Source organism: Streptomyces sp. NPDC058157 (genome assembly GCF_042884105.1).
Lineage (GTDB): Bacteria > Actinomycetota > Actinomycetes > Streptomycetales > Streptomycetaceae > Streptomyces.
In genome coordinates, this window is record NZ_JBHVUQ010000203.1 from 1 (window position 1) to 12,612 (window position 12,612).

Sequence of the window (12,612 nt, forward strand, 5' to 3'; positions counted from 1 at the left end):
GTGCCGCCGGTGACGAGGACGGTGCCGCGGGGCCGCCAGCCGGGTCCGTCCGGTGCCCCGGCGGCGGTGGCGCGGAGCATCCGGCGGGCGAGGAACCCGTCGGCGCGCAGGGCGAGCTGGTCCTCGCCGCCGGTCGTGGTGAGGGCGGCGACCAGCCTGCGGCCGGTGCGGCCGTCGGTGGCCCGTACATCGTCGGGCAGGTCGACGTGGCCGCCCCAGCGGCCGGGGTGTTCGAGGGCGGCGACCCGGCCCAGGGCGGCCACGGACGCCTGGCGGACGGAGCGTACGGGGTCGGCGGGGCCGGTGGAGACCGCGCCGCGGGTCAGGCACCACAGGGGGGCGTCCAGTCCGGCGTCGCCGAGTGCCTGGACGAGCAGCAGGGTGGTGGCCAGGCCGAGGGGGACGGCGGGGTGCTCCGGGTGCGCCCGTTCGTCCAGGGCGAGCAGGGACAGGACGCCGGTGGCCGTGCGGCCGGCGGCGCGCAGCGCGTCCGCGAGGGAGTGCCGGTCGGCGTCGCCCGCCACGTCCAGGCGGACGATCTCGGCGCCGTGGGCGGCGAGGGAGTCCAGTGCCAGGTCCACGGCGGGGTCCCCGGCCAGGTCGCGGGGGACGACGGCGAGCCAGGTCCCGGCGGGGCCGGCGGGCGGGGCCGGGTCGGCCACCGGCTTCCAGGTGATGCGGTAGCGCCAGGCCTCGGTGGCGGCCTCCTCGTGGCGGCCCCGGTGCCAGGCGCCGAGGGCCGGGAGGGCGGTGCGCAGGGTGGCGTCCTCGTCGATGCCCAGTTCCCGGGTCAGGGTGGTGAGGTCCTCGCGGGCGACGGCCTCCCAGAACCCGGCGTCGGCGGCCGCCGCGCCCGTGGGGGCCGGGGCGGTGTCGGCGGCGTCGAGCCAGTGGCGCCGCCGCTGGACGCGCTACGTGGTCAGGTGATAGCCCGGTGCGGGGCGGTGGGTGCGTTCTCCTACCCCGCCAGTCCAGTCGACGGGGACGCCGTGGGCGTGGGCCTCCGCGAGGGAGGTGAGGAAGCGCCGCTCGCCCCCTTCGGCCCGGGTGAGGGTCGTCAGGACGGCGGCGGGGGTCTCCGTGGGGGTGTCGTCGACGGTGTCCTGGAGCCCGTGGACGAGGACGGGGTGCGGGCTGATCTCGATGAACACCCGGTGTCCGGCGGCGAGCAGCTGCCGGGTGGCCTGTTCGAAGCGGACGGTGTGGCGCAGGTTGGCGTACCAGTAGGCGGCGTCGGGTGCGCCGTCGAGGGGTTCGCCGGTGACCGTGGAGCAGAACGGGACCGTCGGCGCGGCGGGCGTCAGCGCGGCCAGTTCCGCGGCGAGTTCCTCGCGTACGGCTTCCACCTGGGGGCTGTGCGAGGCGATGTCCACCCGGACCCGCTTGGCGCGTACGCCGTCGGCGGCGCAGGCTGCGAGGAGCTCGTCCAGGGCCTCGTGGTCGCCGGCGACGACCACGGTGCGGGGGCCGTTGACGACGGCGAGGGCGAGGCGGCCGTCCCAGGCGGCGATGCGTTCGGCGGCCTCGGCCTCCGGCAGCGGGAGGGAGACCATGCCGCCCCGGCCGGACAGGCGCAGGAGCAGGGCGCTGCGGCGGGCGACGAGGCGGGCGCCGTCCTCCAGGGTGAGGGCTCCGGCGACGACGGCGGCGGCGATCTCGCCCTGCGAGTGGCCGACGACGGCGGCGGGGCGGACCCCGCAGGAGCGCCAGAGTTCGGCGAGGGAGACCATCACGGCCCAGAGCACGGGCTGGACCACGTCGGGGGTTTCCAGTGGCGGGGCACCGTCGGCCGCGCGGAGCACGTCCTCGAGGTCCCAGGTGACGTGGGGGGCCAGGGCCCGGGCGCAGGCGGCGATCCGGTCGCGGAAGACCTCGGAGGTGTCGAGGAGGGCGACGGCCATGCCGGGCCACTGGGAGCCCTGGCCGGGGAAGACGAACACCGGCTGGGCGGGGGCGGCCGCGGTGCCGCGGACGGCGCCGGTGTGGGAGGCGCCGGCGGCGAGCGCGTCGAGGGCGGCGAGCAGTTCCCCGTGGTCCTCGCCGACGGCGACGGCGCGTTCGGCGAAGGGGGTGCGGGTGGTGGCGAGGGCGTGGCCGGTCGCCCGCAGGTCGGTGCCGGGGGCCCCGCGCAGGAGGGCGGCGACCCGGGCCGCCTGTTCCTCCAGGGCGGGCACGGTACGGGCGGCGAGGGGCAGCGCGGTGACCCGCGGGGACAGGGGCCGGGGGGCGGGGGCCTCGGCCGGATCGGTGTCGGGGGCGGGTTCGGGGCCGGGTTCGGGGGCGGGTTCGGGGGCGGGTTCGGGCCTGGGGGCTTCCTCGAGGATGACGTGGGCGTTGGTGCCGCTCATGCCGAAGGAGGAGACCCCGGCGCGGCGGGGGCGGCCGTCGGCGTCGGGCTCCCAGGCGACGGGGGCGGTGAGCAGCCGGACGGCGCCGGCGGTCCAGTCGACGTGCGGGGTGGGCTCGTCGGCGTGCAGGGTCCTGGGGAGCAGCCCGTGCCGCAGGGCCTGCACCATCTTGATGATGCCGCCGGCTCCGGCGGCCGCCTGGGTGTGGCCGATGTTGGACTTGAGGGAGCCCAGCCACAGCGGCCGGTCCGCGTCGCGTTCCTGTCCGTAGGTGGCGAGCAGGGCGGAGGCTTCGATGGGGTCGCCGAGGCGGGTTCCGGTGCCGTGTCCCTCGACGGCGTCGACGTCGGCGGCGGTCAGGCGGGCGTCGGCGAGGGCCTGGCGGATGACGAGCTGCTGGGCCCGGCCGCTGGGGGCGGTGAGCCCGTTGGAGGCGCCGTCCTGGTTGACGGCCGAGCCGCGGATGACGGCGAGGACGGGGTGGCCGTTGCGGCGGGCGTCGGAGAGGCGTTCCACCAGGAGCATGCCGGCGCCCTCGCCCCAGCCGGTGCCGTCGGCGTCGGCGGAGTAGGCCTTGCAGCGGCCGTCGGCGGAGAGCGCCCGCTGGCGGCTGAACTCGACGAAGGCGCCGGAGCTGGACATCACGGTGACGCCGCCCGCGAGGGCCAGTTCGCATTCGCCCTGGCGCAGGGAGCGGGCCGCCAGGTGCAGGGCGACCAGGGAGGAGGAGCAGGCGGTGTCCACGGTCACGGCCGGGCCTTCGAGGCCGAGGGTGTAGGCGATGCGTCCGGAGGCCACGCTGGCGGCGTTGCCGGTGCCGAGGTAGCCCTCGACCCCTTCGGGGACGGCGAGGCCGCGCCGGATGTAGTCCTGGTAGCCGGAGCCGACGAACACGCCGGTGCGGCTGCCGCGGACGGTGGCCGGGTCCAGGCCGGCGCGTTCGAAGGCCTCCCAGGAGGTTTCCAGGAGGAGCCGCTGCTGCGGGTCCATGGCGGTGGCCTCGCGGGGCGAGATGCCGAAGAAGGCGGCGTCGAAGTCGGCCAGGTCGTAGAGGAAGCCGCCGGCCCGGGCGTAGGTGGTGCCGGGGTGGTCGGGGTCGGGGTGGTAGAGGGAGTCGAGGTCCCAGCCGCGGTCGTCGGGGAAGACGGACATGGCGTCGGTGCCCTCGTCGACGAGCCGCCACAGTTCTTCGGGCGAGCGGACGCCGCCGGGGTAGCGGCAGCTCATGGCGACGATCGCGATGGGTTCCTCGTCGGCGGGGGCCCGGGTGGCGGAGTCCGTGGACGGCTCCTGCGGCTCGTCGGAGCCGAGGAGTTCGGCGAGGAGCCGGCCGGCGAGGTCGAGGGCGCAGGGGTGGTCGAAGACGAGGGTGGTGGGCAGGTCCAGGCCGGTGGCGCGGACCAGCCGGCCGCGCAGTTCCACGGCGGTGAGGGAGTCGAAGCCCAGGTCGCGGAAGGCCCGTCCGGGTTCGACGGCCTCGGGGCCGCCGTGGCCGAGTACGGCGGCGGCTTCGCGCCGGACGAGTTCCACGAGGGTGCGGTCCCGGTCGGCGGGTTCGGCCTGGGCGAGGGTGCGGCGCAGGGCCCGGGCGGTGTCCTCGGCCGCGTCGGCGCCGGTGGGACGGCCGCCGGCGGCTCCGCGGACCTCGGGCAGGTCGGCGAGGAGGGGGCTGGGGCGGCCGATGGTGAAGGTCGGGGCGAAACGGGCCCAGTCGACGTCGGCGACGGTCACGGCGGTGGCCGTGCGGCCGACGGCCCGCTCCAGGGCGGTGAGCGCCTCCTCGGCGGGCAGGGGTTCCAGGCCGCGCTTGCGGAGGGCGTCGGCGATCTCGGGGGTGGCGGCCATGCCGGAGCCGGCCCAGGGGCCCCAGGCGAGGGCGGTGGCGGGCAGGCCGTCGGCGCGGCGGGCGGCGGCGAGGGCGTCGAGGTGGGCGTTGGCGGCGCTGTAGGCGGCCTGGCCGCCCGCGCCCCAGACCCCGGCGATGGAGGAGAACAGCACGAACGCGTCGAGGGGGTGGCCGCCCGGGAGTTCCCGCAGCAGGGCGTCGAGGTGGACGGCGCCCGCGGCCTTCGCGGCCAGGACCGCGTCGAAGGCGGCCGGTCCGGTGTCGGCCAGCAGTCCGGGGGTGTCGATCCCGGCGGTGTGGACGACGGCGGTGAGGGGGTGTGCGGCGTCCGGGGCGGTGAGTTCGCCGAGGAGCCGGGCGAGGGCGTCCCGGTCGGCGACGTCGCAGGCGGCGACGGTCACCCGGGCGCCCAGTGCCTCCAGTTCGGCGGTGAGTTCGGCGGCGCCCTCGGCGGCGGGGCCGCGGCGGCCGGCCAGGACGAGGTGTTCGGCGCCGCGGGCGGCGAGGAGCCGGGCGACGTGCCCGCCGAGGGCACCGGTCCCGCCGGTGATCAGGGCCGTGCCGCGGGGCCGCCAGGCGGCGGCGCGCCGGGCCTCGGCGTCGGGGGTGCGGGTGAGGCGGCGGGCGAACACCCCGTCCGGGCGGACGGCCAGCTGGTCCTCCGGGCCGCCCGCGGTGAGGAGGCCGGTCAGCAGGTCCAGGGCGGGGCCGTCGCAGTCGTCCGGCAGGTCGACGAGGCCGCCCCAGCGGTCGCCGTGTTCCAGCGCGGCGACCCGGCCGAGGCCCCAGATCCGGGCCTGGGCGGGGGCGGTCGGCCGGTCCTGCGGTCCGGTCGTGACGGCTCCCCGGGTGGCGCACCACAGGGGGGCTTCGACCGCGGCGTCGCCGAGGGCCTGGAGCGCGGTGAGGGTGGCGGCGTCGCCGCCGGTGAGGGCGGCCAGTCCGGCGGCGGGGCGCCCGTCGAGGGCCAGCAGGGAGACGACGGTACGGGGCGGGGCGCCGGCGGCGGCCTCCCGCAGCCGGGCGGCGAGGGCCGCGCGGTCCTCGGCGGGGTCCACGGTGAGGGTGGTGGTGCGGGCCCCGCGGGCGGTGAGCGCCTCGCGGAGCGCGCCGGTGAGGTCCGTGGCGGCGGGGCCGGCGCCGGCGGCGGGGGCCAGCAGGAGCCAGTGGCCTTCGGCGGGGCCGGCGGCGGGGGCGGGCAGCCGCTTCCAGGTGATCTCGTACTGCCCGTCCTCGATCGGGGACCGGCGGCCGGCGGGCGCGGCGGGCAGCAGCCAGTAGTCCTGGCGCTGGAAGGCGTACGTGGGCAGGTCCACGCGGCGGGCGCCGCGGCCGGCGTGGACGGCGGCCCAGTCGACGGGGGTGCCGTGGACGTGGAGGCGGGCGAGGGCGGTGGTGACGGCCAGGTGCTCGGGGCGGTCGGTCCGCAGCAGCGGGACGAGGACGGGGCCGTCGCCGAGCACGTGCCCGGCCTGGGCGGTGAGGACCCCGCCGGGGCCGACCTCCAGGAAGGCTGCGACGCCTTCGGCGGCCAGGGAGGCGACGGCGTCGGCGAAGCGGACCGCTTCGCGGACGTGGCGGACCCAGTGGTCCGGGGAGCAGAACTCCTCGGCGGTGACCGGGCCTCCGGTGAGGGTGGAGACCACCGGCAGCCGCGGCGGCGCGAAGGTGACGGAGGCGACGGCGGCCCGGAAGGCGTCGAGCATCGGGTCCATCAGGGGCGAGTGGAAGGCGTGGGAGACCGCGAGGGCCTTGGTCCTGCGGCCTTCGGCGGCGAGCCGGTCCACGACCCCGGCCACGGCGTCGGCGGCGCCCGAGACGACCACGGAACGCGGCCCGTTGACGGCGGCGACGCCGGCCCGGTCCTCCAGTCCCGCGAGCAGTTCCCGCACCTCCGTCTCGGAGGCCTCGACGGCGACCATCGCCCCGCCGCCCGGGAGCGCCTGCATCAGCCGGCCGCGCAGGGCCACCAGCTTCGCCGCGTCGGGGAGCGACAGCACGCCCGCCGCGTGGGCGACGGCGTACTCGCCGACGGAGTGCCCGGCGAGGAAGTCGGGCCGCACCCCCCAGGCCTCCAGCAGCCGGAACAGGGCCACTTCGACGGCGAACAGGGCCGGCTGGGTGTATTCGGTGCGTTCCAGCAGGTCCGGGTCCTGCCCGAACACCACCTCCTTCAGGGGGCGTTCGAGGTGCGGGTCGAGGGCGGCGCAGGCCGCGTCGAAGGCCGCGGCGAACGGCGGCTGGGCCTCGTACAGTTCACGGCCCATGCCCAGGCGCTGGCTGCCCTGGCCCGAGAACAGGAACGCGGTCGCCGCGTCCCGTCCGGCCACGCCCTCGACGAGCTGCGGGGCGGGTTCGGCGGCGGCGAGGGCGGTGACTCCGGCGACGAGTCCGGGCAGGTCGGCGGCGACCACGGCGGCGCGGTGCTCCAGGGCGGCCCGGGAGGTGGCCAGGGAGTGCGCCACGTCCACGGGGCTGACCTCGCCGAGGCCGAGGACGTGCCGCAGGAGGCGTTCGGCCTGTTCGCGCAGGGCCGTGGTGTCGCGGCCCGAGAGGGTCCAGGCGACCGGCAGCGGACCGGCGGCGGTGCCGGGGGCGGGGGCCGGCTCCGGCTCGGGGAGGGGCGGGGCCTGTTCGATGATGGTGTGGGCGTTGGTGCCGCTCACCCCGAAGGAGGAGACGGCGGCCCGGCGCAGCCGGCCGTCCGCCGTCCAGGTCACGGGTTCGGTGAGGAGGCGGACGGAGCCGGAGGCCCAGTCGACGTGCGGGGAGGGTTCCTCGGCGTGCAGGGTCTTGGGCAGGACGCCGTGGCGCATCGCCTCGACCATCTTGATGATCCCGCCGACACCCGCGGCGGCCTGGGTGTGGCCGATGTTGGACTTGAGGGAGCCCAGCCACAACGGCCGGTCCTCGGGGCGGCCCTGCCCGTAGGTGGCGAGGAGGGCCTGGGCCTCGATGGGGTCGCCGAGGGTGGTGCCGGTGCCGTGCGCCTCGACCACGTCCACGTCGGCCGCGGCGAGCCCGGCACTGGCCAGGGCCTGTTCGATGACCCGCTGCTGGGCGGGGCCGTTGGGGGCGGTGAGCCCGTTGGACGCGCCGTCCTGGTTGACGGCGCTGCCCCGGACGACGGCGAGGACGGGGTGCCCGTGGCGCAGGGCGTCCGAGAGCTTCTCGACGAGCAGCATGCCGACGCCCTCGCCCCAGCCGGTGCCGTCGGCTCCGGCGGCGAAGGACTTGCAGCGGCCGTCGGCGGACAGGCCCTGCTGGCGGCTGAACTCGGTGAACATGCCGGTGGCGGCCATCACGGCGGCCCCGCCGGCCAGGGCCATGGTGCATTCGCCCCGGCGCAGGGCCTGGACGGCCAGGTGCAGGGCGACGAGGGAGGAGGAGCAGGCCGTGTCGACGGTCAGCGAGGGGCCTTCCAGCCCGAAGGTGTAGGAGAGGCGGCCGGAGGCGACGCTGGGGGCGGTACCGGTGAGCAGGAAGCCCTCCAGCTCCTCGCGGGTGTCGCCGCTGCCCGCGTACCCCTGGTAGGCCAGGCCGACGAACACGCCGGTGCGCGAGCCCCGGACGGAGGTGGGGGCGATCCCGGCCCGTTCGAAGGCCTCCCAGGCGACTTCGAGGAGGAGCCGCTGCTGGGGGTCGGTGGCCAGGGCCTCGCGGGGGGACATCCCGAAGAGGGCCGGGTCGAAGCGGCCGGCGTCGTGGAGGAAGCCGCCTTCGCGGGTGTAGCACTTGCCGGGGACGCCCGGGTCGGGGTCGTAGAGCCCCTCCAGGTCCCAGCCTCGGTCGGCGGGGAAGCCGGTGACCGCGTCGGAGCCGCTGTCGACCAGCCGCCACAGGGCTTCGGGGCTGTCGGCGCCGCCGGGGTAGCGGCAGCTCGTGGCGACGATGGCGATGGGCTCCTGGTCCTGCGCCTCCACCTCGTGCAGGCGGCGCCGGGTCTGCTTGAGGTCCGCCGTCACGCGCTTGAGGTAGTCCAGCAGCTTCTGTTCGTTCCCGCTCTGGACGTTCGGCTGGTTCTGCTCGTTCTGCATGTTCTTCACCCGTCGGGAAGTGTCGGGAAGGTGTGCGGTGGTGCGGCCGCGGTCGTGTGCACCTGCCGGCCCGGGCCCGGCCGGGTCTCAGGAGCCGTCGAGCTCCTGGTCGATGAGCGCGAAGATGTCGTCGACGGTGGCGCTCTCCAGCCGCTCGTCGGACGTCTCGCCGGGGGCGGGGGCGGGGCCTTCGGCGAAGGCCGCGAGCACCCCCTGCAGGCGGGTCCTGATCCGGGAGCGGACGAGTGCGTCGTCGGCCCCGACGGTGGCGAGGACCTGCTCCAGCCGGTCGAGTTCCCCGAAGACGGCCCCGGCCGCAGGGGCCCGGTCCGGCCGCGGTGCGAGGTCGGCGCCGATGCGGGCGGCGAGGGCCGCGGGCGTGGGGCAGTCGAAGACGAGGGTGGCCGGGAGCCGCAGTCCGGTCGCGGAGTTCAGCCGGTTGCGGAGCTCCACCGAGGTGAGGGAGTCGAAGCCCAGCACCTTGAACTCCCGTTCCCGGTCGACCTCGCGGGGACCGCCGAGGCCGAGGACGGCCGCCACCTGGCTGCGCACCAGGTCCAGCAGCGCGCCGTCCCGTTCGGGCCCGGACAGCCGGGCCAGCCGCTCCCGCAGGGCCTCCGGGCCGCCGCCGGGTGCGGCCTCCCGGACGGTGCGCCGGGTGGCGGGGCGCAGCAGTCCGCGCAGTACCGCCGGCACGGCCCGTTCGGCGTCGGGGCCCGCCGCGGCCCCGGCCGCCGGGGCGGCGAAGCGTACGGGTACGGGTACGGCCTGCTCGCCCGCCCGGGCCGCGTCGAAGAGGGCGAGGCCCTCGTCCGGACGGAAGGGGACCAGCCCGGAGCGGGCCATCCGGTCCTGCCCGGCCGCGTCCATGCCGGAGGCCATGCCGCCGTCGGCCCACGGCCCCCAGGCCAGGGAGGTGGCGGGCAGGCCTGCGGCGGCGCGGCGCTGGGCGAGGGCGTCGAGGAAGGCGTTGGCGGCGGCGTAGTTGCCCTGTCCCGCACTGCCCAGCGTCGCGGCGACGGAGGAGAACAGCACGAAGGCGGACAGGTCCGTGTCCCGGGTCAGTTCGTGCAGGTGGAGCGCCGCGTCCACCTTGGGGCGCAGGACGGTCTCCAGCCGGTCCGGGGTGAGGGAGGTGACCAGTCCGTCGTCGAGGACTCCGGCGGCGTGGACCACCGCGGTCAGCGGCCGTTCGGCCGGAACGGCGGCCAGGAGGGCGGCGAGCGCCTCCCGGTCGGAGGTGTCGCAGGCGGCGAGGGTGACGGTTTCGGCGCCCGCGGCGAGGAGTTCCTCGCGCAGCGCCGCGGCCCCGTCGGCGTCGGCGCCGCGCCGGCTGGTGAGCAGCAGGTGGCGCGCCCCGTGCGCGGTGACGAGGTGGCGGGCGACGAGCCCGCCCAGCGCCCCGGTCGCGCCGGTGACGAGGACGGTGCCCCCGGGCTCGGGTGCGGCGGGGACGGTGAGGACGAGCTTGCCGATGTGCCGGGCCTGGCTCAGGTGGCGCAGGGCGGCGGGAGCCCGGCGCACGTCCCAGCAGGTGACGGGCAGCGGACGCAGGGTCCCGGCCTCGAACAGGGCGACGAGTTCGTGGAGCATGGCGCCGATCCGGTCCGGGCCCGCCTCGATGGTGTCGAAGGCGGTGTAGGCCGCACCCCGGTGTTCCTCGGCCACCCGGCGCGGGTCGCGGACGTCGGTCTTGCCCATCTCGAGGAAGCGGCCGCCGTCGGCGAGGGTGCGCAGCGAGGCGTCGACGTACTCCCCGGCGAGGGAGTTCAGTACGACGTCCACCCCGCGGCCGCCGGTCGCGGCGCGGAAGCGGTCCTCGAAGCGGAGGTCGCGGGAGGAGGCGAGGTGGTCGGCGTCCGGGCCGCCCCCGGCCGTCAGGGCCGCCCACTTGCCGGGCCCGGCGGTGCCGTAGACCTCGGCGCCGAGGTGGCGGGCGAGCTGGGTGGCGGCCATGCCCACGCCGCCCGCCGCCGAGTGCACGAGCAGGGTCTGTCCGGGCCGCAGGCCGGCCAGGTCGACGAGCGCGTAGTAGGCGGTGAGGAAGACGACGGGCACCGAGGCGGCCTCGGCGAAGGTCCAGCCGTGCGGGATCCGCGCCACCATGCGGTGGTCGGCGACGGCGAGGGGGCCGAAGGACTCGGGGATCATGCCGAAGACCCGGTCCCCCACCGCCAGGCCGGTGGTGCCCGGTCCGGTCTCGACGACGAGGCCGGCGGCTTCGCTGCCGAGGGTGGCGGCGCCCGGGTACATGCCGAGGGCGATCAGGGCGTCGCGGAAGTTGACGCCGGCGGCGCGTACGGCGATCCGGACCTGGCCCTCGCCGAGGGGGGCGGTGGCCGCGGGGTTCTCGGTGAGCGCGAGGGCGTCGAGGGTTCCGGCGGCGCCGGAGGTGCCCGGGCCGCCGGTGGTCAGCCGCCAGCCGGTCGTGTCCGGGGCGGGGGTCAGCGCGTCGGCCGGGGTCCGGCGGGCGAGCCGGGGGACGTGGGCGGTGGTGCCGCGCAGCGCGAACTGCGGTTCGCCGGTGGCCAGCGCGGCGGCCAGCAGCCGTTCCTCCGCGTCCGAGTCCGCGTCCCCGTCGGCGGGGGCCAGGTCGGCAAGCACGAGGCGGCCGGGGTGCTCCGACTGCGCGGAGCGGACGAGGCCCCACAGGGCGCTGTGGGCCGGGTCGGTGACGGTGGTCCCCGGTTCGGGGGCGACGGCGCCGCGGGTCAGCAGCACCAGCCGCGAGCCGGCGGTCCGCTCGTCGCCGAGCCAGGTCCGCAGCAGGGCGAGGCCCTCCCGGGTCACCGCGTGGACCTGCTCCGCCTCCGGTGCGCCGTGGGGGCCGCGCGGCGCGGGCACCACGACGGTGTCCGCGGGCCGGCCGGCTCCGCCCCGGGTGTCCAGGAGGGCGCGCAGGCCCGCATGGTCCTCGACCCGGGTGAGGGGGCCTGCGGTGTCGTGCGGGGCGGTCGCCAGGACGGGCCAGTCCAGCCGGTACAGCGCGTCCGGGTGCTCGACTCCCCCGGCGGCGGGCAGCTGGTCGGCCGTCACGGTCCGCAGGACGAGGGAGTCGACGGAGACGACCGTACGGCCGCTGCCGTCGGCGGCGGTCAGGGAGACGGTGTCGGGGGCGGGCGCGGTCAGCCGGACCCGCAGGGCGGTGGCGCCGGTCGCCTCCAGCCGTACGCCGCTCCACGCGAAGGGGATGCGGCCCTGGCCGGTGTCGGGCAGCAGCCCGCCCAGGCCGACGGCGTGCAGGGCGGAGTCCAGCAGCGCCGGGTGGACGCCGAAGCCGTCGGCCGGGGTGTCCTGCGGGAGGGAGACCTCGGCGAACACCTCCGTGCCGCGCCGCCACAGGGCGCGGAGCCCTTGGAAGAGGGGGCCGTAGCCGAAGCCGAGTTCGGTCAGGCGCTCGTAGGAGCCGTCCAGGGGGACGGGTTCGGCGCCGGCCGGGGGCCACTGCGCGAGGTCCTGGGCGGGCGCGGCTCCGGCGGGCGGGGCGAGGAGGCCGACGGCGTGGGTCGCCCAGGGCGCGTCGGGGCCCGCCGCGTCCGGCCGGGAGTGGATGCCGACGCTCCGGCGTCCGTCGTCGTCGGGGCCGGCGACCGTGACCTGGAGCTGTACGGCGCCTTGGGCGGGCAGGACGAGCGGGGTCTGGAGGGTGAGTTCCTCGACCCGGTCGCAACCCGTCTCGTCGGCGGCGCGGATCGCGAGGTCCACCAGGGCCGTGCCGGGCAGCAGGGCCGCGCCCATGACCCGGTGCTCGGAGAGCCAGGGCTGGGCCGAGAGGGAGAGCCTGCCGGTGAGGACGAGGCCGTCGCCGTCGGCGAGGGAGACGGCGGCGCCCAGCAGGGGGTGGTCGGCGGGGGCCAGGCCCGCGCCCGCGAGGTCCCCGGCGGCGGGCCGGGTCTCGAGCCAGTAGCGGCGGCGTTGGAAGGCGTAGGTGGGCAGGTCGACCCGGCGGGCGCCCCGGTCGGCGAGGACGGCCGTCCAGTCCACCGGGGTGCCCTGGACGTGCAGCCGGGCCAGAGCGGCGAGCACCGCCGTCTCCTCCGGCCGGTCTCCCCGCAGCACCGGCACCGCCGTCCGGCCGTCGTCGAGGACTCCGGCGGTCAGCGCGGTGAGGACACCGCCGGGTCCGATCTCCAGGAACGTCTCGGCGCCCTCGGCCACCAGGGCCTCGACCGCGTCAGCGAAACGGACCGCCTCGCGGACGTGACGCACCCAGTAGTCCACGGAGCAGAACTCCTCCGCCGGGACCGCCGAACCGGTGAGCGTGGAGACCACCGGCAGCACCGGGTCGTTGAAGGACACCGCCTCGACCGCCTTGCGGAAGTCGTCCAGCACCGGATCCATCAGGGGCGAGTGGAACGCGTGCGAGACCGACAGGGCCTTG

At 77.4% G+C, this 12,612-nt stretch carries 1 protein-coding gene and 3 pseudogenes; all 4 read right to left on the minus strand.

Going from position 1 to position 12,612, the window contains the following annotated elements; all coding sequences use genetic code 11:
• Nucleotides 1-662 (minus strand): annotated as a pseudogene (locus ACFVXK_RS32300) (hypothetical protein); the annotation flags it as partial.
• Nucleotides 663-719: 57 nt separating this feature from the next.
• Nucleotides 720-827, minus strand: a pseudogene (locus tag ACFVXK_RS32305) (hypothetical protein); the annotation flags it as partial.
• Nucleotides 828-911: 84 nt separating this feature from the next.
• Nucleotides 912-8,183: pseudogene (locus ACFVXK_RS32310) on the minus strand (SDR family NAD(P)-dependent oxidoreductase); the annotation flags it as partial.
• A 135-nt stretch (nucleotides 8,184-8,318) separates the two neighbouring features.
• The gene (locus ACFVXK_RS32315; protein WP_389618782.1) at nucleotides 8,319-12,605 is read right to left on the minus strand and encodes an SDR family NAD(P)-dependent oxidoreductase; all 4,287 of its coding nucleotides are present in this window, start codon (nucleotides 12,603-12,605) and stop codon (nucleotides 8,319-8,321) included.
• Nucleotides 12,606-12,612: the final 7 nt, after the last annotated feature.